Here is a 24,007-nt window from a genome sequence, read left to right as displayed (position 1 = left end):
TCCACCGCCAGGCGGTGTCGTATGACATGCCGCGGCGCTTCTGGACGTACCACAGCAGGGCCAGCAGGCTCGTCTTCGGGTCGAGGAGGAAGCGATAGGCAGTTGTCCTCATTCAGGCTCGCCCGTGAGATTGGCCAGGTGTTTGGCCACTTCCTCGTTGCCATAGGCCCTGACCGAGTCGGCCAGAATGGTGAGCAGCTCCTTGCGCCCTTCGTTCGAGAGACCACTCACAAAGTCATGCAGTAGCTGTGCGGCCGTCACCCAACGCTGTCCCGGTTGCCACTGCTGGACCTCACGAACTAGCTCGGTGACATCGGTGCCAACTGGAGGTGCGCCAAGTCGCTGCCAGTTGTCGGTTGACCGCTCCAGCAGCGAGTACAGCCGTGCGGAGGCCGGATTCGCGAGGATCTCGCGGCGTAGGAACTCTTCACGTGCCCGGACCTGGCGGCGGGCAAGGTCGTCGAGTTCGTATTCCCGCTGAAGTCGCTCTGCATGACGTTCATGGTCTTGGCGTAATCGCGCTACTTCCCGCTGATGTGCATGACGCAGCTGCTCCGCTTGGAGCGCGGAGTCGTATGTTTCCTCGTCCACCGTGAGCCGGATTCGCACATGCACTACCTCAACCCCGTCACTGCCCAGCGGGAGCTGGGCATCGAGGGTGGCAGTGATGTCCTGTTCGGCTGCCGCCTGGCGCAGTACGTCACAGGTGGCAGCCGCCTCGTCAATGAGTGGTCGAACGAGGCGGGCTGCAGTATGCGGGCCGACTGCCGGCAAGGCATCTGGCAGTCGACGCCACGTCACTTGGATCTTGCTGCTGAAGCGCAACGATGGATCAATGCTGATCAGGCGATCGGAGAAGACATACGTCCACTGCATGGCGGGCGCGGCACCATCCGTCAGCCTGCGGCCGCGTCTGGTCGGCCAGAGGCGTCTCACGTGGCGTTGGCTCCCGTGCTGCGTGGCAAGGCTGGTTCGTCCTGGACGACCTCCTGGCTGTTGCGGGCCAGCGCTTCGCGGTCCGCACCACCTTGGCCAGGCTGCCGCTTTCGCGCCAGGAGGTCAGAGTCGAGCAGCACCGATAGTTCGCGGCGCAGCTCTTCACGATCCTGCGAGAAACTGCGGCCCTGCCCCTGCACCCAGCCATGTGCACAGCCGCGAAGCGTCTCACGCAGATTCGGCCCTTCGAGTCCCCGCACGGCGACAGCCTGTCGCAGGGTCTCCAGAACCACAGACTTCAGCTGCGGGCGGTGCAACGCGGCATCCAGCCACAGGAAGACGGCTGCGTCCACCTCTCGCTCTCCCAGAGGCCCAGGCCCCTGGCTGAGAAGAGCGCGCCAGCACGTCACCAGGGCTGCCACGGACGGCTGGAAGCTGTCCTCAGCTTCGGCCTCTTCGAGGCCCGTGTCATCGAAGAGAAGCGGCAGCCCGCTTTTGGGGTGGGCGGAAGCTGCGAGTGCTGCGAAGGTGCGGCGTCCGACCGTGTCGCGGGTCTTCTGGTCACCACACCACTCAGCGACATACTCGAACAGAGTCCGTCGAACGGATGGGTCACTCCACAGGACCTGCACTGCGTCGCGGAGTGCCTTCGCGACATCTGGATTGCCCGATCCTGCGGTGTGCCGCAGCCGCCGCAACGCCTTCCCGGTGTGGTTACGACCGAACTCCCCAGTACAGACAGCGAGTACTGCGAGCTGAATTGAGACCTCGCCTTTCCGGCCGGCCCAGCCTAGAAGCATGGTGTGGATGTAGCGCGCGCTGACGTCCTGGACGGCCGCACGGTCGAGAAGTGCGATCGCGATTGGCCAGAGTTCCTTGTCGATGCCATGTTCATGCCATGCCTTGACGATTTCCTCCAGCGGCTCCTGGCGTCGGTGGCGCACCGCCCAGCGCACTGCGAATTCGCCGATTCGTACCGCAAGGGCACGCCGATCGTCCCGGTTGGCGCTCTCCAGCGCCTCTTTGGCCTTGGCTTCGTCTAGGGGCGCCCGCGCGAGCCAGCGCAGGAACTTCGTGCGGGCAAGCGGACGGTCGTTCCAGAAGTACTCCAGAGCGGCGTCATCCCAGTGGGGTTGGTCGAATTTCAATGTGCCATCGCTGTTGCGCCGGGCGTTGACCGCCCGGGTCATGGCGATTACGCCGGGCGCCTGTTGGCCGGAGATAGGGACTGCTTCACCGCCGAGCTCCTCAGTCAGGTCAGCAGCCTTGGCGTACACGTGTCCGACAGAGTCGCCTCGTAGTACGGAGGCAGTCAGAAGGAAGTTGCGATGGAACTCGGTGCGACTTTCATCTACGTGCCACTTGTAGAGATCCTCTTCCCAGTTACTACGAGCTGCCACGACGTTGGCGACCTGCTGCTCGAAGGACGTAGGCGGTCCCTCTTGTGTCCGGTGCTTCCGGCTCTCCAGGGTGCTTTCCGCCGCCGCGCCCTCTTGCAGTGCCCTGCGATGCTCTTCCAGGATGAGATCGACGAAGCTCAGGACGTCAGTAGGGCTCTGACTACTCAGAAGCTCCAGGATCTGGGAGTTTGTTACCCAGCTGTCCACAGGGAAGCCGGGCTCCTGAGCGCGCAGCCAGCGGGCTGCAATGTCCGTGGGTCGTGCCACCCCCAGGTCGGGGGCTACGCCGGGCGGGGCCCCTTGGCTCAGCCGCCGCCACTGCTCGGGTGTGGTGAGCACGATAAGCCGGCTGTCCCGCTTCTCGAGCACGTGCTGGGCCCGAACCAGACTCGCGCCAAACGTTTCATGAACCTGAAATTCATCTTCATCTGCTGGTAGTTCAAGCACGTAGCCACAGCGCTGTTCGCGAGGAAGCCGCTTGACGGGGAAGTGCTGCGAGCCACCGAACGGAATGGGCCGCACTTCATCGATGAACTTCGCATGAAGAAGCCTGGCATACAGTGCATACGCGGTGATGGACCGTCCGGTGCCCGGCGGACGGGCGAGAACGAGTACGGCACCTGGAGCTCGCAGGGATTCCAATGCTTCGTTGAAAGGCGAGAGGGGTGATTGCTGCTGAGAGTCTCGCTCGCTGGTGTTATAGGTAAGTTCGTGTGAGCCATCTCGGGTGCGGTCAAGGCTGACGGCGCGTGGTTCGGCGTATACCTCGTAAATGACGTTCAGGTACTCCGATGAAACGGGTGCGTCATAGTCCAGTGATTGCTCGAAGACATACTTCGTCCCGATCATTTCGCCGAGGTTGAGCCACGCGCCTTGCAGCAGTGCGGCCTGGCGAACGGCCTCTACGACGGAAGGCTGGGGCGCTTGGTGTTCCTTACCCGAGTCAGGCGCCCGTCGCGATGACGGTGACGCCTCCGGAGAGGCGGAACTCGTTGCCCCAGTTGCCTGTGGTCCGGAGTCTGACTCTGATGCTCCAACGGTCGGGGAAGTCGATCCTTCGGCCTCGCCGATGGCACCTGATCGAGGGTCTCGCACGGACCCTTCCAGTGCCGCCTGCCCCGGTGACGGAGCGGAGTTCCACTGGGGAGGTGTCGCTGGCCGCGCGTCATCCACCGCGGCCGACATCGAGCCCTGCACGGACTCTCTCGTGGACCCCGGCGATCCGAATGGGGACGCCTGTTCAGGTGCACTACCTGGCGATCCCGCCGCGGCACCAGCCGGATCCGGCTGACTCTCTTCGTCCTGCCCGAAGGTCCCGTGCCTGGCTCGCTGAGGCCGGAGAAAGCGTTCGAACAGCGACTGGTGGTCCTGCTCCTCGCTGCCGCCAGTCGTTGGAGGAGTCTGCTCCTGCTCACCGTCCAACGTGTGGCCGTCGTCAGAGCTCATTGTGCCGCTATCCATCAGCCGATCGGTCCTTCGATCTCCACCCCGACCTGCTCGCCTGTTGCTTCGATAGTCCTCGCCGTCTGGATCACCTGGACCCGAGCGGTCTCGCTGACGCCGTGGGCTCGTACCCCAACCTGCCGATTGATGACCGAGTCAGCGCGCTGGCGGACCTCAACGCCGGGGCGTGGGGGCTGTTTCTCACTCCCAAAGGCGAACTTCTGCCCGTAGATCGCCTCAAGATCAGCCCTGAGATGGCTGAGGAGTTCGCGCAGCCTCTCGTCATCGCCTTGCAAGAGTTCCGGGCGGGCGAGGTACACACCGAGTGCACCTTGGGCCTGCATGATCCGCTCGATACGCGTCTCTGTGAGCTCAGCCAGGCGTGGCTGGAGCGGTTCGGCGTGACCTGTCTGCCGCTCTGGTGCCAGTGGAGCCCGCCCGGCGCGACGGTCGAGCGCTGCGGCTGCGCGATCGAATAGGAATTTGACTGCTTCTTGTAGCACCGTTCCAGTCAGTACCGGAAAAGACAGCGGATCCATGCTTCCCCCTCGCTCATTTCCATGTTGCACTGCCTCCCCCGCTGCATCTCCTCCTGAAACATGCAATGGCAAGATGTACAAAAATGGCGTGACTCGGCGCATGATAATGATCATTATATTGACAGCGTGGATCAACTCAGAAGCTGAACGACCATATTCGAACTGGAATTTGTAATCTCGACAGTTCGTTCGCATTGCTGATCATTCTGACCAGGGCGGCGCTCATCGGGGCCCTGGCCAAACGTCCTGAAGATGGTCATTTGCTGCGTGACTGTCGCCCCATCCTCGGTGAGCGCGGGCCGAGCGCATCTGTGCGTCGCCTACGGCCGAAATGGCCTGCGCTTTCGACCCAGTCGACGGTGTATTGCTGGGCTGGCACGACGATCTGCGGCGGTGGCTCATCGGAGGCGTATGGGTGGCCGGATTTCTCGGCCCCGGCTGGCGCGGGCAGCTGCCCGCGCCACTCAAGCTGGTCCCGATGATTCCTCGGCCGTGTGGCCGTCGCCTGGGCTTCGAGACCAGGTGGCGTGGTTGGGGGCCTCTGGGAGTGCGCTTGCAGGCGGTGGCATCGATGGCAAGTGGGGCGGCATGCCGCGCTTGGGCCTCGGGTCGTGCCAGATCCGTGCCAGAACGGGCGGTGAACGATGGGCTGCGGCGGTAAGTGACGGGCGCCCGAGGGTGCGGCAGACGCGGCATCGCAGCAGGTCAGGGCTACTTTTTGGCTCGAACGCCCAAAGATTCCCAAGCTTAGAGCGCGAGTTCGATTCTCGTCGCCCGCTCCACTACCGAAAGCCGCAGGTCACATGACCTGCGGCTTTTGCGTTGTCCGGACCGGGACGGGCCGGCCTGGGCGGGGGTCAGTGGGGGCGGACCCAGGTGGGGGTCCAGGTGTCCGGGGTGGTGGGGGCCGTGGCGAGGTGGGCGCGGAGGGTGGGGAGGGCGGGGTGGGGGTTGTCGCGGTGCCAGAGGAGTGAGTGGGGGTAGACGGGGGTCGGGTCGGTCACCGGGATGCGGCGCAGGCCGTGGCCGGCGGGCCAGACGAGGCGGGTGCGCTCGCTCATGAAGGTGGCCAGGGCCGGGGTGTCGGCGACGGTGTCGAGGAGGGCGTCGGAGCCGAAGTTGGGGCCGGTGGACTCGATGGTGAGGCCGAACTCGGCGACGAGGTCGTCGTAGTAGGCGCCCCACTCGCTGCCGGGGACGATGCCGGGCATCCAGATGCGGTGGCCGACCAGGTCGGCGACGGTCACCGACCTGGCGTCCGCCAGGGCGTGGGCGGGGCCGGTGAGGAGCTGGAGGGGTTCGTCGAGGACCCGGACGGACTCGATGTCCTCGGGGAGCGGCCGGCCGGGCATGGCGACGGCGCGGAAGGACGCGTCGATGGTGCCGGAGCGGATGGCGGCGACGGCGGTCTCGATGTCGAGCAGCATCAGCACGTCGAGGTCGATCCCGGGGTGGGCGCGGTGGAAGTCGCGCATCAGGCCCGAGGCCGCGCCGCGCGAGTTGATCACGTCGACGCGCAGCGGGCGGTGGCCGGCGCGCACGGACGCGACCGCGCGTTCGGCGGCGCGCAGCAGCTCGCGGGCGTGGGGCAGGAAGGCCTGGCCGTCGATGGTGAGTTCGGCGCCGCGCGGGGTGCGGGTGAACAGTCGGACGCCGAGGTCGCGCTCCAGCGCGGCGACGCGCTTGGAGACGGCCTGCTGGGTGACGGCCAGGTCGACGGCGGCCTTCTGGAACTGGCCGGCTTCGGCGATGGCGGCGAAGGTGCGCACTGCTTCGAGGTCCACGCCGACCCACCCTAGGGAACAACCACTGGTTGTGCAGAAGGGGTGAGGCGGTTGTTTGACCCCTTGTCCCGGCGTCGGATTGGCTCTCCCCGGTCAACCGCGGTTTGTGCGGTCGGGTGTCGAGTCGAGGGGAGCGCACCGCGGATGAGGGGCGGGAGACGGTTGGGCCGGCCGTTCGGCCGGCTGTGGGCGGCGTACGCGGTGAGCGCGTACGGGTCCGGGCTGGGGTTCGGGGCGCTGCCGCTGATCGCGGTCCTGGTGCTGCACGCCGGTCCGGCCGAGGTGTCCGTGCTGTCGGCGGTGGGGCCCGCGGTGGGCGCGCTGGTCGCGGTGCCGCTCGCGCCGTGGGTGGAGTTCCGGCGCAAGCGCCCGGTCATGATCGCGATGGACCTGGTCCGGTTCGCGGCCATGGCGACGATCCCGGTCGCCTACGCCTTCGGCCTGCTCGGCTTCGTCCAGCTGCTCGTGGTGTCGGTGGTGGTCGCCGCGGCCAGGATCGCGTTCGGCGCGGCCAGTGGCGCGTACCTCAAGGCCGTCGTCCGGCCGGACGACCTGCTGGTGGCCAACGCCCGCTTGGAGTCCACGAACTGGAGCTCCATCGCGGTCGGGCCGCCGCTGGGCGGGGCGGCGGTCGGCCGGTTCGGGCCGGTCACCACGGTGGTGGCCGACGCGCTCAGCTACCTGCTCTCCGCGCTGTGGATCACCGCGATCCGTGGCCGGGAGGAGGTGCCGCGGCGGGCCGGCGGGAGTTCGGCCCGAGCCGGAACGGTGCTCGACGGCTGGCGACACATCACGGGCGACCCCGGGCTGCGGGCGCTCTACCTCAACAACCTGCTCGTCGCCGGTCTGATCATGGCCACCGAGCCGGTGCTCGCCGTGCTCCTGCTGCGCCAACTCCACTTCGCCCCATGGCAGTACGGCCTCGCCTTCGCGGCGCCCTGTCTCGGCGGGCTGATCGGCTCCCGGCTGGCCCGGCGGGTGGTGGAGCGGTACGGCCGGGACCGGGTGCTCCGGACCGTCGGCACCCTGCGCGCCGTCTGGCTGATCGGCCTGGTCTTCGTCCGGCCCGGCGTGGTCGGCCTCGTCACCGTGATGGCCGTCGAGCTGGCGATCATCGTCAACATGAGCCTGTTCAATCCGGTGCTCGCCACCTACCGGCTCGAACGCACGCCCGAGCACCTCCTCGCCCGCACCCTGTCCGCCTGGTCGATCGGGCAGCAGGCGTCCATCGCCGTCTGCACCGCGCTCGGCGGGCTGCTCGCCGACGCCACCGGCCCGCGCACGGCCCTCACGGTCGCGGGACTGCTCATCCTGGCCACCCCGTTCCTGCTGCCCCGGGCCGACCGGACGCGGTCGGAAGCCGTGCCGGACACCCCGACGGCACGGAGGTCACCCGTCTGAGCGTCGACCGGCCGCGCTGCCGGAGGGACGGTACGGCGGCAGCCGCGGGTCGGTGGACCCGCGGCTGCCGCGGGCTCGGGGCGCAGGAATGCCCGAGCGGGGATCAGTGGCGGGCGGCGAGGTCCTCCAGTGTGGCGACCAGGGCGGCCGGGGCGGGCAGGGCGGTGTTGGCGGACTGCAGGCGCTGGGCGGCGTCGCGGAGCGCGGGGTCGGTGAGGACGCGTTCGAGCAGCGGGGTGTCGACGGCGTCGGAGGCGGAGCTCAGCGCGGCGCCGGTGGCGGTGAGGGCCTCGGCGTTGAGGAAGTGGTCCGCGCCCTGCGGGAGCAGCAGCTGGGGCAGGCCGGCCTGGACGGCGGTCAGCATGGTGCCCGAGCCGCCGTGGTGGATCAGCGCGTCGGCCTGGCTGAGCAGCTCGTTGAGCGGGACCCAGGGCAGGCCGCGGACGTTGTCGGGCAGGGTGCCGAGCGGGGCGAGGTCGGCGCCGCCGACCGCGAGCAGGAAGTCGGCGTCGACCTCGGCCGCCGCCTCGACCATGCGGACCACCGCGCGGACGCCGTCGAGCTCGGAGAGCACGGTGCCCAGGGTGACGACCGCCCGCGGGCGGTCGGGCTTGCGGAGGAACTCGGCGGGGACGATGCCGCCGCCGTTGTACGGGACGTAGCGCATCACGAGGCCGTCCGGGTCGCCGCCGAGCGGGCCGACGTTGAGCGTCGCGGCGATCGACGGGCCGGCCAGGCCCCACTCCTCGTACAGGTCGGGCACGTGCGAGGCCACCAGTTCGGCCATGGAACGGCCGGGACTGGCACCGAAGTTGTGCACGACCGACGGGATCCTGAGCCGGGTGGCGACCAGCGGGGCGGCGGAGTGGAAGGCATCGTGGACGAGCAGGTCGGCGCCCCAGTCGGTGGCGGCCGCCAGCAGGCCGTCGACGTCGGGGCGGGAGGCGTACGCGAACATCGCGGCCGCCATGTCGAAGATCTCTTCCTGGGTCTTGTCCTGGTTGACGTACTGGACCCGGCCGCCGAGGCGCTCCTCGACGATCTCCCGCAGGGTCCGGCCGTCGCCGATCTCCACGACGGGGAAGCCCGCGGGCCGGATCATGTCGAGCGGCTGTGCGCCGGCGAACAGCACCTCGTGCCCGGCGGCGCGCAGCGCCTGGGCGGTGGGCACCATCGGGTAGAGGTGGCCGGCCGCGGCGGGGCCGGTGAAGAGTATGCGCATGGTCTTCTCCTTGCGAATGTTCCGACAAGGCAGTCTCACCTTTGAAGTTGACGTTCAGTCAATTTGATATGAATCACCATGCGCGGTAATCGGCCGTTCTGGGACGGGGCTTGCCTCTCGGGTGGCGGTGTGCTCCTCGCGCCGGTCGCCCGGTGCGGGCGTGCGGGCCGGATCGCTCGGGCGGCCGGATCGTTTAGGCGGCGGCGAGGAACTCCCGGACGGCGCCGGTGAACGCCCCGGTCTCCTCGGCGAGCACGATGTGGCCGGTGTCGAACTCGGCGTAGGCGCTGCCGGGCAGGGTGGCGTGCAGCCGGCGGGCGTTCTCCACCGGGACGGTGGCGTCCTGGGTGCAGCCGATCACCAGGGCGGGGGCCTGGACGCGCGGGAGCAGCGGGCCGAGGTCGAGGGCCAGGTTGAGGGCGATGTGCCGCAGGGTGCCCGGAGTCGGCCGCAGGTAGGCGGTGTTGGCCTGGACGGCGGCGCGCCCGATCCGGTCGAGGAAGCCGCGACTGAAGGCGGTGAGCGTGGCGTAGCCGCCGAACGCGGTGGGGTGGTCGGCGAGCGAGAGCCAGGTGGCCATGGAGAGCCGCAGGTACTCGTCCTGCTCCGCGCTGATCCAGCCGGCCGCGGCGACCAGGCGGCGGACCCGCCCGGGGTGCAGGGCGGCGGTCGCGGTGGCGACGACGGCGCCGAGCGAGAAGCCGAGGACGTCGGCGGGGCCGCGGCCGGCGTCCTCGATCACGGCGGCGACCTGGGCGGCCAGGGTCTCCAGGGTGAGCGGGGCGCCGTCGTCCTCGGCGGCCTCGCTGCCGGAGAGGTCGGGCAGCAGCACGGTGTAGCGGTCGGTGAAGGCGTCCAGCAGGCCGTCCCACATGGCGGAGCCGGGGCCGGTGCCGTGCACCAGGACGAGGGTGTCGGGGCCGTCGCCGACGACGCGGTAGGGGATGCGGGCGGTGTCGACGGTGATGACGGGCATGGCGGGTCCTCTCGATGGTGGGTCAGAAGGCTTGCCGGGGCGGCCGGTCGGCGGTTCGGGCCGCCCGGCCGGTGCATAAGTAAACTACACAGTGCAGAGCAGTGATTCAACTGCACCGTGCAGTGCACTATGAACGTGTGGGAACGGTGAGGGACGGGACCGGGAGGGGAACTGCCCGTACCCGTCCGCCGTCCAAGCAGTGACGGAATGCCTGCCCGGGTTGAACACCGGGAGGAGTACGGAGGGCCCTGTGCAGTCAGGTGGTGCCGAACTGAACCTCGGACGCCCGGGCGGCGGCCCCGGAGGGGCGCGGATCGCGCCGGTTCGCCGACCGGGGTCGAACCCCGGGGTGACGGCCGATCAACTCGACGCCGCCGAACGCTGCGAGACGCTGCTCCAGGACACCCTGGACGCCGTCCGTCCGGCGCCGGTCTGGCAGGGGGCGCCCGCGCGGGCGGGAGCGCGGCTGCCGCTGCCGGGGCGCGAGTCGGAACTGCTCTGGTACGTCACCCGCGGCCGGGACCTCCTCACCGTCGTCTCGCTGCCCCGTCGGGCGGCGCTGGCGGACGTGGTGGAGCGGCACTGGCGCCGGCGCGGCTGGACGATCATCTCGCTGAACGCCGACCGGGACCGCCCGGGTGTCGCCGCGACCACCCCGGACGGCTACCGGCTGGCGCTGCGCTTCGGGGAGTCGGGCGAGGCCGGGCTGACCGCGAGTTCGCCCGGCGTGGCCCGCTCGGAGCGCGGCCCGGTGCTGTCCGGCGGCGTCGACCGCTGCGCGCCGCCGCTGCCGTACGTCCGCTGTCCGCACTGGAGCGCACTGGGCTAGTCGCCCCGGCTGTTCCGGCGGTTCCGCCCTGGCTGTTCCGGGTGTTCCGGCTGCTCAGGGCCGCTCTCCGGGCGGCGGGCCGGAGTCCGGCCAGAGGGCCGTGGGCGCCGACCGGGGGAGGCGTGGGGGGGGGGGGGGGGCCCGCCGGGCGCCCCCCCCCCCCCCCGCGGCGGCGGGGGGGGGGCGGCCCCCCCCCCCCCCCCCCCCCCCCCCCCCCCCGCCTCGCCGCGCGGCTTCGGCGCTGCCGCTCCCCCCGACACCCCGGCAAACCCGCCGATCCCCCCTGGCCACACCCTCCGGCGAGAGTGGTCCGCACAGGCCCCGGCGAGCCCCCACCCCGGGGACGTCGTGATCTCAAGCTAACAAACCGCGTGGTTGGTTTGTCAATAGTGAAATCCATGAAACATCCACATTGTGACGAAGTGCTCCGCAGTGGCCGGATAGGCCTCGTACCAGGGATTTGTGGCCGTTCCAGGGTGTCCGCCCGCACTCGACCGCCCGTGCCGGGCGGGGGCGGGCGGAGACGGGCACCGGCTGGAATCCGACATTCCGAGCATCATGGCAGCACGCAGTGACACCGGACGAGCGCCCAGCGCAGCCGGGGGAGCAGCGGAGCGGGCGGGCTCAGCGGAGCAGCCGGCGCTCCTTCGCCACCGCCACCGCGCCCGCCCGGGTGTCCACGCCCAACTTGTCGTAGATCCGGCCGAGGTGAGTCTTCACGGTGGCCTCGCTGATGAACAGCGCCCGGGCGATCTCCCGGTTGCCCAGCCCCTGAGCCAGCTGTTCGAGGATGTCCTGCTCGCGCTCGGTCAGCTGCGGCGAGGGCGACCGCATCTGCGCCATCACCCGCGAGGCGACCGGCGGGGAGAGCACCGTCCGGCCCTGTGCGGCCGCGTGCACGGCGGCGAAGAGCTCCTCCGGGCGCTCGGCCTTCAGCAGGTAGCCGGTGGCACCGGCGGCGATGGCCCGGGTGATGTCGGCGTCGGTGTCGTAGGTGGTGAGCACCAGGACGTGCGGCCCGCCCGGGGCGGCGGTGATCCGTCGGGTGGCCTCCACCCCGTCGATGCCGTCGCCGAGTTGGAGGTCCATCAGCACGACCTGGGGCGCCAGCCGGGCGGCCAGCGCGACGGCCTCCTCGCCGGTGCTCGCCTCGCCGACCACCTCGATGTCGCCGGCGCTCGCCAGCAGTGCCAACAGGCCGGCCCGCACCACGGCGTGGTCGTCGCAGACCAGCAGCCGGACGGGAGCCGTCCGGGCGGGAGTCGTGCGGGCGGGACTCGTGCTCATGGCTGCTCCAGGGTCATCGCTGTTCCGGACCGGTCGGTGCTCCGGGCTCATCGCTGCTCCGGGCTCATGCCGCTCCGGGCTCACCGCTGCTCCAGGGGCACCGCGGCGGAGACGACGGTGCCCTCACCGGGCGTGCTCTCCACGGTCAGCCTGCCACCCAGCTGCCGCAGCCGGGCACGCATGGCCGGCAGGCCGTACCCGCGCCGGCTCCCGCTCTCGCCCCCGCCCCCGGTCTCGCCCCCGGCCTCGCCCCCGGTGCCGACCGCGTCCGGGTCGAAGCCCCGCCCGTCGTCGGCGACGTCCAGTACGGCCTGGTCGCCGAGGAAGGACAGCGTGATCGCGGCGGCCGACGCCCCGGCGTGCTCGCGGACGTTGGCCAGCGCGCCCTGGGCGATCCGCAGCAGCGCGGACTGTGCGGCGGTGGGCAGCGGCACCGGCGTGCCGTCCAGGTGGAAGCGGACCGGCAGCCCGCTCTCGGCGGACTCCCGTTCGGCCAGCGCCCGCAGTGCCCGGTCGAGGGTGCGGCCGTCGGACAGCTCCATCGGGGCGAGGTCGTGGACGAAGCGGCGGGCCTCGGCCAGGTTCCGGGCGGCCACCTCGGCGGCGGTGCGGACGTGGGTGTGGGCGGTCGCCGGGTGGGTGTCCCAGGTGCGCTCGGCGGCCTGGAGCAGCATCTGCTGGCTGGACAGGCCCTGCGCCAGGGTGTCGTGGATCTCCATCGCCAGTCGCGCGCGCTCGGCCAGGGTGCCCTCCCGCCGCTCGGTGGCGGCGAGTTCGCGCCGGGTGCGGACCAGGTCGGCGATCAGCGCGCGCTGCCGGGCGGCCTGCCGGGCCATGAAGAGGAAGACGCCGGTGGCGAGCGCGGCCACTGCGGGCGGCAGCAGGACGAGTGTGGCGTCGACGCCGCCGGGCAGCCGGATCTCGGCGATCACCACCAGCAGGGTCAGCGCGCCGACCAGCGGGATGGCCGCCTTCGCGGGCAGCGCCCGCAACGCGGTGTAGATCAGCGGGACGGCGCACCAGGCGAAGCTCGGCGCGAGCAGCACCAGCACCACCCAGAGCGCCACCACCAGGGCCAGCGGCCACCGGCGGCGCCGGCCCGGGGCGGGCGGCCGGTGGTGGTCGAGCCAGGACCCGGCCGGCTGGGCGACCGCGAGGGCCGCGCTCAGCCCGATCACCCAGGGCGCCTGGGCGTTGCCGGAGTGGTGGCTGAGGTAGCGGTTGAGCGAGGCGGCGAGCAGCAGCAGGAAGGCGGAGTCCAGCAGCAGCGCGAGCCGGCCCGCGTCCGGATCTCCGGCGTCGGGCCCGAGGGCGCCGCGACGGCCGGCACCGGTACGGTCCGCAGCGCGGCGGCCGGCGGTCGGGCGGGGCTGCTGCACGGGTGGCTCCTGGCTGAACGGGTGGTGCGTGCGCGGCCGGTGGGGTCCGCACCGACCGAGGGGCGGCCGTGCCGGCCGGCGCCGACCGTACCGCTCGGTGCAGGCCCGGACCGGCCCGTCCGGATCCGCACCGACCTGCGTCGATCCCTCGATGGTGACCCGTCCGGCCCGGGCCCGCATCAGCCGATCGGTTGACGCCGCCGTCCACCATCATGCCCGGACGCCCGCGCCGGACCGTCGATGTGGCGGCCCCTGCCCCGGCCGGAGGATCGAAGCACGCCGCCGGACGATCCCCCCGACGGTCCGGCGGCCCCCGAACCCCCACCCGACCCCGCAGATCCGCTGAGGAGCTGGACCATGAAGAAGACCTCCGTGCGTACCCGGGTGCTGACCGGCACCGTCGTCGCCGCCGCGGTCGCCGCCGCCACCGTCGGCGCCGTCTCGGCCAGCGCCGAGTCCACCGACACCCCGACCGTCCCGGCCGCGGCGAAGGCCGACACCCAGAACAAGAACCTGGCCCCGAGCAGCGGTCTGACCATCGACGCCGCCACCCGCGCCGCCCAGGCCGCCCTGGACGCGGCCACCAAGGCCGGCCAGCACGTGTCGGTCGCGGTCGTCGACCGTGACGGTGTCACCCGGGTGCTGCTGAAGGGCGACGGCGCCGGCCCGCAGGCCCCGGTCTCGGCCGAGCGCAAGGCCTTCACCGCGGTGTCCTGGAACGCCCCGACCTCGGAGCTGGCCAAGCGCCTGGCCCAGGCCCCGAACCTGAAGGACATCCCGGGCACCCTGTTCCTGGCCGGCGGTGCCCCGATCCAGTCGAAGGGCGCTCCGATCGCGGCCGTCGGTGTCGCGGGCGCGCCCAGCGGGGACCTGGACGAGCAGTTCGCGCAGGCGGGCGTCGCCGAGCTGGCGAAGTGACGCGAGCCCGGCCGGCGGCCCGCCCCGCGCGGGGGCAGGGGCCGCCCGGCCGGGCCAGGGCCTCGTTCGGGTGAACACAGGGAGGGCCGCCGCAGAACACGGGATGACCCTTCGAAAAGCCGGTGCCACTGTCAGTGGCGCGTGGCAGGCTTCCCGGTATGACGGCGTGGACCCTCAACGACATCGAACGTGCGATCCGCTCCTCCTGGGGTGTCGACACCTGTGCGCCCGAGGATCTGGCCCACTGGCGTCCCGACAATCCCGCCCGCGGCCAGTGCGGGGTGACGGCGATGGTGGTGCACGACCTGCTCGGCGGCGACCTCATGATGGGCGAGGTGTACGTCGACGGGGTGCGGACGGATCTCCACTGGTGGAACCGTTTCGCCACCGGCTTCGAGATCGACCTCACCCGCGAGCAGTTCGGGCCGGACGAGCTGGTCGGCCCCGGCCGTCCGGTCGCCCGCCCGGCCCGCCCCGGCCGCCTCCAGGCCCAGTATGAGCTGTTGCGCGGCCGGGTGGTCGCCGAGCTGGAGCGCGGCGCCGCCGCCGACCGCACCCGGGTGCCGACCCGGGCCGCCCGGGCCGCCGCCACCCGGGCCCGCGCCTGCGCCTGAGCCGCACCCCGGCCACGGGTGCGCCGGGCGGTTCGGCAGCCGGTCGTCCGGCCCGCAAGGCCCCCTGACGTACAGTCGGCCGCATACGAGCAGTGGCGACCAGGGGAGCGCGCGGATGAGTGGGCGGACGATCGGCTTCGTCGGGCTGGGCGGGATGGGGCGCGGCATGGCCGGCAGCCTGCTGCGGGCCGGCCACACGGTACGGGTCTGGAACCGCTCGCCCGAGCCGGTGGCCGCGATGGTGGCCGAGGGCGCGCAGGCGGCCGACTCGCTCGCCGAGGTGTTCGCCGCCGACACGGTGGTCTCCATGCTCGCCAACGACGCGGCGGTCGAGCAGCTGCTGCTCGACCCCGCGCTGCTGGCCGGCGCCGAGGCGACCCTGCACGTCAACATGGCCACCGTCTCGCTCGCCCTCGCCGAACGGGCCGAGGCGCTGCACGGCGAGCACGGCATCGGCTACGTCGCCGCCCCGGTGCTCGGCCGGCCGCCGGTCGCGGCGGCCGGGCGGCTGAACATCCTGGCCGCGGGCGCGCCCGACCTGCTGGAGCGGGCCGAGCCGCTGTTCGCCGCGATGGGCGAGCGCACCTGGCACTTCGGGGACAGCCCCCGGCAGGCCAACACGGCCAAGATCAGCACCAACTTCCTGATCGCCTGCGCGATCGAGTCGATGGCCGAGGCGTGCAGCCTGGCCGACGCGAACGGCGTCCGGCCGACCGAGCTGGTCGAGATGCTCGCCGCCACGCTCTTCCCCGGGCCGATCTACGGCGGCTACGGCGCGATGGTGGCCGAACGCCGCTACGAGCCGGCCGGGTTCCGGCTGCCGCTCGGGCTCAAGGACGTCGGCCTCGCGCTGGAGGCGGGCGCCGCGCGCAACGTCCCGCTCCCGTTCGGCAGCATCCTGCGGGACGCCTTCCTGGACGCGCTCGCCCACGGCGACGGGGAGAAGGACTGGGCGGCCGTCGCCGCCGTCGCCCGCCGCCGGGCCGGACTGCCCGCCTGACCGCCGTCCGGTCGCACGCGCCAACCCCGGCGCGCTGCAAGGGGGTTGGCGCGGGCACGGAATAAACGGACCTTTGACGGTCGCTCTCTCCTCCGTCCGTACCGCATTCACGACGGGGGAGTCATGATGGTCGATCAGCCGTCCGGCGCCGAGGCGCCGCGTCGTTTCCTGTTCCTCGACGCCAGCGCGCGCACCGACGGGAACTCCGTCCGGCTGGCCCGGCTGGCCGCCGAGTCGAGCCTGCCGCCCGGCGCCGAGCAGCACTGGCTGCGGCTGGAGGACCACCCGCTGCCGCCCTTCCGGGACCTGCGACACACCGGCGACGGCCGCTACCCCGAGCCGGTCGGCCACGAGCGGGCCCTGCTGGACGCCACGCTCGCGGCCACCGACCTGGTCTTCGTCGCGCCGGTGTACTGGTACTCGCTGCCGACCAGCGCCAAGCTCTACCTCGACCACTGGTCGGCCTGGCTGCGGCTGCCCGGGGTGGACTTCCGCGCCCGGATGGGCGGCCGCACGCTCTGGGGCGTCACCGCACTCGCCGCCACCGAGGAGGACAAGGCCGAACCGCTGGTCGGCACCCTCCGGCTGACCGCCGAGTACATGGCGATGCGCTGGGGCGGAGCGCTGATCGGCAGCGGCAACCGCCCGGGCGAGGTGCTGGACGACGAGCGGGCGGTGATCGCGGCCAAGTCCTTCTTCGCGGGCTGAGTCCGGACTCGGCCCGGGCCGAGCGCCCGGGTCGAGCCCCGGGTCGAGTGCCCGGCCCGAGCCCCGGGCGTACACCGAGGGCCGGGCACGGCCGGACCCGGCCGGACGTCCACGCGCGTTCGCCCCCGCCGGAGGAGGCCCTGCGGTACCGTCCTACGGGCGTGTACCCGTCACCGCGGGGCGACTTCAGGCGAGGTGCAAAAGCCTTACAGGTGGCCATAGTTGGGCGATTCGGGCATCGATTTCCCCGGTCCTGAGCGCAGCGTGCCACCCGGCTTCCGGATCGGTCGGATCGTTCGGTACTCTCCGTCGGACTTTCAGCTTCGCGGGGGGTACTGCGGCGTCTGCGGCCGCCCCCTCGCGCCCGGGCCTCGCCCGGACACTTCCGTGAGGTCTCCTTGTCCATACGTCGCAGTCTTGCCCTTGCCGGAGCCGCCGCGCTCGCGTCCTCGCTCGTGCTGGCGGGCGCCCAGGGCGCCATGGCCGTCGGCACCCCCGGCACCCCGTCCGCCGTCGCCTCCCAGGCCGACAAGGCGTCGCACGCGAGCCTCGACCTCTCGCTGAACAACGTGCCCGGCACCTTCATCGCCGGCGGTGACGCCCGCGAGTTCACCTTCAAGGTCGACAACCGGACGAAGCACGACTTCGTCTTCATCCCGCTGCTCAAGTTCAAGAGCAAGGCGGGCTCGCTCCAGGCGAAGGACCTCAAGGTCCAGTACCGGCTCCCCGGGGGCGAGTGGCAGACCGCCGTGGTCGCCCCCGACAAGAGCGGGGAGAAGAAGAACGACTCCGTCCTGATGATGCTCGGCACCCTCGACGCCGACGGCAACCCGGTCGGCGACGACCTGCTCGGGGTGAACCGCGGCAAGAACGTCCCGATCAAGGTCCGGGCGTCCTTCACCGACGGCTCCCCGCTCGGCCGGGCCGGCGTCGTCCCGGTCGTCTTCGCGGCCCAGCTCGACGACTCCAGCCACCAGCCGGTCGACAACGGCCACCTCAGCTGCGACGGCGGCGTGGGCTTCGTCATCAAGGCGCCGGGCGGCAAGCCGACCCCGACGCCCACCTCGTCGCACACCGGCAAGCCCAGCCCGACGCCGACCCAGACGGGCAAGCCCAGCCCGACCGCGAGCAGCTCCCCGTCGGCCACCGCGACCACCACGCCGACCGAGAAGCCGACCGAGACGCCCACCGGCAAGCCGACCGAGACCCCGACCGAGAAGCCCACCGAGCAGCCGACCACCCCGGCCACCGGTACGCCCTCCGGCTCGGCCACCGCCCCGGCCCCGGCCGAGAGCACCGGCGACACCGCGGGCCCGATCGACTTCCCGGTGGAGCCCCCGGTCATCACCCCGCCGCCGCTGACCCCGGCCGTGGTCGACAAGGCCAAGGCCGCCGCCGACGGCGCCGACAAGGCCCTGGCCCAGACCGGTGGCGGCGACAACACCACGGTCATCGCGGCCACCGGTGGTGCCGTCCTGGTCGCCGGCATCGGCACCCTCGTGGTGCTGCGCCGCCGCAAGTCCGCGCAGCAGGGCTGACCCGAAGCGCCGACCGAAGCGCTGACCGGGGCGCCGCCCCGAGGCGCCGCCCCGAAGTGCTGACCCGGGCGCGCCGCCGAGAGCGCGCAGGCCCGGTCCCGTGCCGCCCGTGCCGCCCGCACCGTCCCGTCGGACGGATCCGCGGGCGGCACGGGCGGTTCTCCTTCGTCACATAGGATGTCCGGCCGGAGGGGGGCGGAACGGCGGGGAGAGGACAGGTGCGGGTAGCACGCACGGCACGGACCACCACCGACTACGAGGCGACCACCGGGCGGATCGCCGGACTGCCGCTCCGCAGGCACCACGTCCTGCTGGCCGCCTGGACGGTGCTCTGGTTCCTCCTGGTCGAGCCCAGCGGCGGCTTCTCGTGGCACTACCTGCGCCAGGGCGAGCAGCTGCTCTTCAGTGACCAGCCCGACGGCGGCCTGTCGCTCTACGCCCACCACCCGGAGCTCCAGATCGGCCCGGTCAGTCTGGCCGCGGCCAGACTCACCGCCCCGTTCGCGCCGCACACCGGCGAGCTGATCGCCGAGGCGGTGAGTGCCGGGCTGGGCCTGGTGATGCTGGTCCTGGTCGGCCGCACCGCCGCCCTGTACTACCTCGGCACCGGGACCAACCACCGGCGTCTCCAGCAGCGGCTGCTGATCGCCGGGCTGGCGTTCATCCCGATGTGGGTCGAGGTCTCGGTCCGCTTCGCGCACCTGGACGACGTCCTGGCGCTGTTCTTCACCACCCTCGCCGCGCACGCCCTGGCCCGCGGCAAGCCCGTCCAGGTCGCGGTCTTCCTGGCGCTGGCGGTCGATTCCAAACCCTGGGCGATCGCCTTCGCCCCACTGATCCTGGCGCTGCCCAGGCCCGCCTGGCTGCGCACCGCGCTCTGGTTCTGCGCCCTGGTGGCGATCGCCTGGCTGCCGTTCTACCTGGGCAACCTGGACACCATGGCGGCCGCCAAGTTCACCATCCCGAACCAGCCCGCCTCCGCGCTGCGCTGGTTCGGAGTCACCGACCCGGCCACCCCCTGGTGGGACCGTCCGACCCAGTTCGCGCTCGGCATCGGGCTCGGCTGCGTCGCCGTCTGGCGCGGCCGCTGGCCCGCCGTGGTGCTGCTGGGCGCGGACGCCCGCATCCTGCTCGACCCGAGCGTCTACACGTACTACACGGCCTCGATCCTGCTCGGCACCCTGCTCTGGGACGCGGTCGGGCAGAAGCGGCTCGTCCCGTGGTGGAGCTGGATAGCGCTGGCCTCGCTGTACGGCGGCACGCTGCTCCTGCCGTCCGACGCGGCCCGCGGCTTCGTCCGGCTCGCCTTCGTGGTGGTCTCCGCCTCGTACGTGCTGCTCTGGCCCACCCAGCGGTCCCGCCGGCAGCGGCCCGGCGCACCGGGCGACGGCGGCGGCCGCAGGGGTGGCCGGCGGCGCGAGCGGGTGCCGGTCGGCGCCGGGGTCCGAGACGGGCGCGCCCGCGCCGGCGCCACGGCTTGACCCTCACGCGACGTGAGAGCCGAGGGTGGTGGTCAGCACCAGGGAGGGACTCCGATGACCAGTGAGGGCTACTCGGTCGGCGCCGTGGCGAAGATCGCCAAGGTGACCGTCCGCACCCTGCACCACTACGACGAGATCGGCCTGCTGTCCCCGGCCGGCCGTACCCGCTCCGGCTACCGCTGGTACGGGGACGCCGACCTCGACCGGCTGCAGCAGATCCTCTTCTACCGAGAACTCGGGTTCCCCCTGGACGAGATCGCGGCGATCCTGGACGACGACTCGGTCAGTCCGACCGAACACCTCCGGCGGCAGCACCGGCTGCTCACCGACCGGATCAGTCACCTCCAGGAGCTCGCCTCAGCCGTCGAACACGCCATGGAGGCACGGAGAATGGGCATTCAGCTGACCCCGGAGGAGAAGTTCGAGATCTTCGGCGAGGGCTACCAGGAGGAGTGGGAGCAGGAGGCCGAGCAGCGCTGGGGCGACACCGAGGCCTGGGCCGAGTCGCAGCGCCGCGCCGGCAGCTACTCCAAGGCCGACTGGGAGCGCATCCAGGCCGAGATGACCGGGCTCAACGACCGCCTGGCCGAGGCGGTCACCGCCGGCGAGCCCGCCGACGGCCCGGTGGCCACGGACCTCGCCGAGGAGCACCGCCAGCACATCTGCCGGAACTTCTACGACTGCACGTTCACCGTCCACCGCGGCCTGGCCGAGCTGTACGTCTCCGACTCGCGCTGGACCGACACCTACGAGAAGCTCGCGCCGGGCCTGGCCCAGTGGCTGCACGACGCCATCCTCGCCAACGCGGACCTGCGCGAGGCCGACCCCGAGGCGAAGCGCGAGGCGTGACAGCGGGCGCGCTCAGGCCACCGCGCGCTCAGGCCACCCCGCGCCCGAAGGAGCGCCGGTAGGAGGTCGGGGAGGTGCGCATCACCCGACCGAAGTGGTGGCGGAAGGTCGCGGCGCTCTCGAAGCCGACCGCCGCGGCGATCTCCTCCACCGTCCCCTCCGGCGACTCCAGCAGCGCCAGACTGGCCGCGATGCGCTGGGTGACGACCCAGCGCATCGGGCTGGTCCCGGTGCGGGCGGTGAAATGCCGCAGGTACGAGCGGTCCGACATCCGGGCGGCGCGGGCCAGTCGGGAGATGGTCAGCGGGGACGACAGGTGGTCCAGCGCCCACTGCATGCTGCGGGCTATGCCGTCCTCCTCGTCCTCGACCGGGCGGACCGCCGCCTCGACGAACTGGGCCTGCCCGCCGTCCCGGTGCGGCGCCACCACGAAGCGCCGGGCCACCGTGTTCGCCACCTTGGCGCCGTGGTCCCGGCGGACCAGGTGCAGGCAGAGGTCGATGCCGGCCGCGCTGCCCGCGCTGGTCAGCACGTCCCCGTTGTCCACGTACAGCACGTCCGGGTTGACCCGTACCGCCGGGTGGCGCTGCCGGAGCAGCTCGGCGTACCGCCAGTGGGTGGTCGCCTCCCGGCCGTCCAGCAGCCCGGCGGCGGCCAGCGCGAAGGCGCCCCCGCAGATCGACACGATCCGGGCGCCACGACCGTGCGCGGTGCGCAGCGCCTCGACCAGGGCGGGGGAGACGCCCCCGGCATCGCGGCCGGGAGGCGCCCCGGCGCCGCCGAACACGTTGGGCACCCCGGGGACGATCACGGTGTCGGCGGCGGCCAGCTCGTCCAGCCCGTACGGGGCGGTCAGCGTGAAGCCGCCCACCGCGTCCAGCGGCGTCCCGGGCCGCTCGGCGCACACCTTCAGTCCGTACCAGGGTGCCGCCAGCAGGCCTGCCAGCTCGGGCCGCGCGAGCCCGAACACCTCGACCACCACGCCGAGTTCGAAGGTCGCCATGCCCGGGAAGGCGTACACCGCGACGTCGTGCACGGGCTCCGGGCGCCGGCCGATGGTGACGGACACCGGCCGCGACGCGGTGGGTGCGGCCGCGGCCGCACCCATGGCCGTACCGGTTCCGGCACCGACCGGGCCGTCGACGTTCTGCTCGGCCATGCGAACCCCCTGCTCACGGGTGGCGGAATGCCGGTGAGTGTAGCCGTCCGGACCCCTTCGGAATTTTCTTCGAACCCACCTGCAACCTCCGCTCCCGTCACACGTCCTTGACTACGGGGGGCGGAGGGAACCCGGCCGAGGGCGGGCTGGGATGATCCCCCCGATCACGATCTTGATCAGGTGACCTGACGGAACGGCGGCCGCCGTCACCGTCCCGGGGGAAAGCGGAAACGCAGATGTCCATGGCCATCGGGCCGACCGCCGTGCAGTCAGGGGGACGCGGCTTCTCCGTCCGAGGAGTGGTCGCCGCGCTGTTCGGTGCGCAGGAGGTCGGCGAGCCGCTCGCCGGCGTCGTCACCGAACAGGACGCGAAGCAGCGCCGTTCCGGCTTCCGCCTGTTGCGCGGCGGCCGCAGGCCCGCCGAGGACCGGCCCACCCTGACCGACCTCTACCACGCCCACCGGCTCGGTCTGGTCCGGATGGCGGTCCTGCTGGTCGACCACCAGGACCTGGCCGAGGACGTCGTCCAGGAGGCCTTCACCCAGCTCTACCAGCGCTACGGCGAGGAGCTGGACGACCTCGACAACGCGCTCGGCTACCTGCGCACCTCGGTGGTCAACGGCGCCCGTTCGATGCTGCGCCGCCGCAAGACCGCCCGCGAGTACGTGCCGCCGCACGTGGCCGACGCCCCGTCCGCCGAGGACCACGCGGTGCTCAACGACGAGCACCGCCGGGTGCTGGTGGCCCTGCAGGAGTTGACTCCCCGCCAGCGCGAGGTGCTGGTGCTGCGCTACTGGTCCGACATGTCGGAAGCGCAGATTGCCGAGACCCTGGGGCTGTCCCGGGGCGCCGTGAAGTCCACCGCCAGCCGCGCTCTGGACGCCTTGGAAAAGCACCTGGAGAAGGTTCGATGACCGACAAGCTCCCCCGCCGCACAGGCGGCGACGGCGACGGGCCGGCCGAGACACCCACGGAACGGCTGCTCCGCGAGGCGTTGACGGCCCGCGCCTCCATGGTCACGGCGACGGGTCTGCGCCCGGCCGCTCCCCCGAAGAGCCGGATCCGCCGACTGCGCCCGGTGTACGCCGTCACCCTGCCGCTCGGCCTGGCCGCCGCCATGGCGGTCGGCGTGCTCACCTTCCACGGCGAGCCGGTCGCCCAGGACCAGGTCCCGCCGCCGGCCGCCACGCTGACCTCCGTGCCGAGCCCGACGCCCGAGCCGACCGGGGCCCCCAGCCCCACGCCCACCCCCACCGACCCGGGCACCCCCGCCGGCGACGCCGAGATCGAGGCGCCGCTCGCCGACGGTGCCTCGTCCACGACCCCCACCGCCCCCAACACCGCGGCCGGTGCGGCGAGTTCGTACACCCTCCGAGGCGTCAAGTTCAAGGTTCCGGGAGGCTGGAAGGTCGTGCCGCGCTCGGCGGAGCGGGTCTGCGTGCTGAGCCCCGGAGCGCCGACCGAGCCGCAGCAGGGCTGGACGCAGGCGGACTGTGAGCCCTACGGCGTCATGGTCGTGGTCTACAACACCTCGGACGAAACCGGAAGCGGTGCCTGGCCGACGATGGACGACCTCGCCGCCCCCGACGGCTGGGGCCACCAGCCGAACTGCCCGGTCTGGGGCCGGCCCTACTTCCCCGACAGCGGCTACTCCTCGATGGGCGCCCCGGTGCGGACCAAGTCCACGGTGGGCGGCAAGTCGATCGACAAGACCCAGTGGAACGTCACCTGCAAGCCCGGGGACAGCTTCACCGCCCAGCTGTGGGGCATGGGTTCGGACCAGGTCTTCGTGGTGGCGAACGGGCTCAAGAGCGACTACCAGGCGGGCCTGACGTCGATCGTCAACAGCCTGGACGTGAGCGGCCACAAGCCGCCGACCGGGGTCGCGCAGAGCGGCAAGGACATCGCCATCACCGTCGACGGCGGCATCGGCGCGGGGCAGAAGGTGTCCAACGGCGGCACCCCGGTGACCTTCTCGGTGACCTACCGGAACACCAGTCAGAAGAGCTTCGCGAAGGTCCAGCCGCTGGTCTACACGAAGGACTACGCCGGGACGCCGCCCAGCGAGGTCGTCATGATGAACCGGGGCAAGCTGGAGCGCCAGGACGGCGGCAGCTGGACGGAGATCCCGCTGTCGATGGGGGGCGGCATGGACTACGCGATGGTGGCCGAGAGCGCCGCGTTCTCGCTCGCTCCGGGTGAGAGCAAGAAGGTGACGTACCGGATGACCCTCGACCCGGTGGACGGGCCCGGGACGATGCCGGTGGCCGTCCAGGTGACGCTGCCGTACTCCGGTACGGCGGGGCTGACCGTCCTGAACGAGCTGACCGTCCCGGTGACGGTCGTGAAGCAGTAGTCCCAAGCGGGCCGTCAGTCCCAAGCGGGCCGTCGAGGCGCCGTGGCCGGGGTTCTCCCCTGGTCACGGCGCCTTTCGGCGTTCCGGGGAGGGTCGCGAAAAATTTCTTCGAACCCGGGTGCAACCCCCCGGCGGGATGGACGTCTATCAGGGTGAGAGGCGGGGAGAGCGAGCCGGTGAAGCCGGGG

At 71.9% G+C, this 24,007-nt stretch carries 20 protein-coding genes; 11 read left to right on the top strand and 9 right to left on the bottom strand.

Annotated elements, in window-relative coordinates; translation table 11 throughout:
• Positions 1-108: 108 nt before the first annotated feature.
• The 4 genes from ACGF0D_RS34685 to ACGF0D_RS34670 form a co-directional block, all read right to left on the bottom strand.
• On the bottom strand, positions 109-876 hold the full coding sequence (locus ACGF0D_RS34685; RefSeq protein WP_392923056.1) for a hypothetical protein: 768 nt from the start codon (positions 874-876) through the stop codon (positions 109-111).
• A gap of 56 nt (positions 877-932) precedes the next feature.
• A complete protein-coding gene (locus tag ACGF0D_RS34680) occupies positions 933-3,185 on the bottom strand; it encodes a hypothetical protein (RefSeq protein ID WP_392923054.1) in 2,253 nt (750 codons plus the stop codon).
• Between the two features lie 611 nt (positions 3,186-3,796).
• Positions 3,797-4,513, bottom strand: a complete 717-nt coding sequence (locus tag ACGF0D_RS34675; protein WP_392923051.1) for a hypothetical protein — start codon at positions 4,511-4,513, stop codon at positions 3,797-3,799.
• A gap of 662 nt (positions 4,514-5,175) precedes the next feature.
• Entirely contained in the window at positions 5,176-6,102 is a 927-nt protein-coding gene (locus ACGF0D_RS34670; RefSeq protein ID WP_392868520.1) for a LysR family transcriptional regulator, read from the bottom strand.
• Between the two features lie 144 nt (positions 6,103-6,246).
• Between ACGF0D_RS34670 and ACGF0D_RS34665 the strand changes: the two genes are divergently transcribed.
• The gene (locus tag ACGF0D_RS34665; RefSeq protein ID WP_392923048.1) at positions 6,247-7,503 is read left to right on the top strand and encodes an MFS transporter; all 1,257 of its coding nucleotides are present in this window, start codon (positions 6,247-6,249) and stop codon (positions 7,501-7,503) included.
• A gap of 103 nt (positions 7,504-7,606) precedes the next feature.
• On the opposite strand, the gene ACGF0D_RS34660 is transcribed toward ACGF0D_RS34665, so the two are convergent.
• The gene (locus ACGF0D_RS34660; protein ID WP_392923045.1) at positions 7,607-8,725 is read right to left on the bottom strand and encodes a nucleotide disphospho-sugar-binding domain-containing protein; all 1,119 of its coding nucleotides are present in this window, start codon (positions 8,723-8,725) and stop codon (positions 7,607-7,609) included.
• Positions 8,726-8,918: 193 nt separating this feature from the next.
• Entirely contained in the window at positions 8,919-9,701 is a 783-nt protein-coding gene (locus tag ACGF0D_RS34655) for an alpha/beta fold hydrolase (RefSeq protein ID WP_392923043.1), read from the bottom strand.
• 349 nt (positions 9,702-10,050) lie between these two features.
• On the opposite strand from ACGF0D_RS34655, the gene ACGF0D_RS34650 reads away from it, so the two are divergent.
• Complete coding sequence (locus ACGF0D_RS34650) at positions 10,051-10,530, top strand: hypothetical protein (protein WP_392923040.1); 480 nt, start codon at positions 10,051-10,053, stop codon at positions 10,528-10,530.
• Positions 10,531-11,154: 624 nt separating this feature from the next.
• Here the strand turns inward: ACGF0D_RS34650 and ACGF0D_RS34645 are convergent.
• Together ACGF0D_RS34645 and ACGF0D_RS34640 are read right to left on the bottom strand one after the other, a co-directional pair.
• The gene (locus ACGF0D_RS34645) at positions 11,155-11,817 is read right to left on the bottom strand and encodes a response regulator (protein ID WP_392923039.1); all 663 of its coding nucleotides are present in this window, start codon (positions 11,815-11,817) and stop codon (positions 11,155-11,157) included.
• 80 nt (positions 11,818-11,897) lie between these two features.
• Positions 11,898-13,196, bottom strand: a complete 1,299-nt coding sequence (locus tag ACGF0D_RS34640) for a sensor histidine kinase (protein WP_392923036.1) — start codon at positions 13,194-13,196, stop codon at positions 11,898-11,900.
• A gap of 357 nt (positions 13,197-13,553) precedes the next feature.
• On the opposite strand from ACGF0D_RS34640, the gene ACGF0D_RS34635 reads away from it, so the two are divergent.
• The 7 genes from ACGF0D_RS34635 to ACGF0D_RS34605 all read left to right on the top strand — a co-directional run bounded on the left by ACGF0D_RS34635 (position 13,554) and on the right by ACGF0D_RS34605 (position 20,304).
• A complete protein-coding gene (locus ACGF0D_RS34635; RefSeq protein WP_392923033.1) occupies positions 13,554-14,114 on the top strand; it encodes a heme-binding protein in 561 nt (186 codons plus the stop codon).
• Between the two features lie 158 nt (positions 14,115-14,272).
• A complete protein-coding gene (locus ACGF0D_RS34630; protein WP_392923031.1) occupies positions 14,273-14,728 on the top strand; it encodes a hypothetical protein in 456 nt (151 codons plus the stop codon).
• A 115-nt stretch (positions 14,729-14,843) separates the two neighbouring features.
• On the top strand, positions 14,844-15,728 hold the full coding sequence (locus ACGF0D_RS34625) for an NAD(P)-dependent oxidoreductase (protein ID WP_392868503.1): 885 nt from the start codon (positions 14,844-14,846) through the stop codon (positions 15,726-15,728).
• Positions 15,729-15,851: 123 nt separating this feature from the next.
• A complete protein-coding gene (locus ACGF0D_RS34620) occupies positions 15,852-16,436 on the top strand; it encodes a flavodoxin family protein (protein WP_392923029.1) in 585 nt (194 codons plus the stop codon).
• A 398-nt stretch (positions 16,437-16,834) separates the two neighbouring features.
• Complete coding sequence (locus ACGF0D_RS34615) at positions 16,835-17,974, top strand: LPXTG cell wall anchor domain-containing protein (protein ID WP_392923027.1); 1,140 nt, start codon at positions 16,835-16,837, stop codon at positions 17,972-17,974.
• Positions 17,975-18,192: 218 nt separating this feature from the next.
• A complete protein-coding gene (locus ACGF0D_RS34610; protein ID WP_392923025.1) occupies positions 18,193-19,455 on the top strand; it encodes a hypothetical protein in 1,263 nt (420 codons plus the stop codon).
• A gap of 54 nt (positions 19,456-19,509) precedes the next feature.
• Entirely contained in the window at positions 19,510-20,304 is a 795-nt protein-coding gene (locus ACGF0D_RS34605) for a MerR family transcriptional regulator (protein WP_392923022.1), read from the top strand.
• Between the two features lie 28 nt (positions 20,305-20,332).
• On the opposite strand, the gene ACGF0D_RS34600 is transcribed toward ACGF0D_RS34605, so the two are convergent.
• Positions 20,333-21,463, bottom strand: a complete 1,131-nt coding sequence (locus ACGF0D_RS34600) for a helix-turn-helix domain-containing protein (protein WP_392923020.1) — start codon at positions 21,461-21,463, stop codon at positions 20,333-20,335.
• A 236-nt stretch (positions 21,464-21,699) separates the two neighbouring features.
• Between ACGF0D_RS34600 and ACGF0D_RS34595 the strand changes: the two genes are divergently transcribed.
• Both ACGF0D_RS34595 and ACGF0D_RS34590 read left to right on the top strand, forming a co-directional pair.
• The gene (locus ACGF0D_RS34595; protein ID WP_392868491.1) at positions 21,700-22,377 is read left to right on the top strand and encodes an RNA polymerase sigma factor; all 678 of its coding nucleotides are present in this window, start codon (positions 21,700-21,702) and stop codon (positions 22,375-22,377) included.
• Positions 22,374-23,819: a hypothetical protein gene (locus ACGF0D_RS34590; RefSeq protein ID WP_392923018.1), complete on the top strand. Its 1,446-nt coding sequence runs from the start codon at positions 22,374-22,376 to the stop codon at positions 23,817-23,819. Before ACGF0D_RS34595 ends, ACGF0D_RS34590 begins: the two co-directional genes overlap by 4 nt.
• Positions 23,820-24,007: the final 188 nt, after the last annotated feature.

The organism is Kitasatospora sp. NPDC048298 (genome assembly GCF_043201465.1).
GTDB lineage: Bacteria > Actinomycetota > Actinomycetes > Streptomycetales > Streptomycetaceae > Kitasatospora.
The sequence above is the reverse complement of the archived record's forward strand: the minus strand, read 5'-3'. Positions and strand labels throughout refer to the sequence as shown.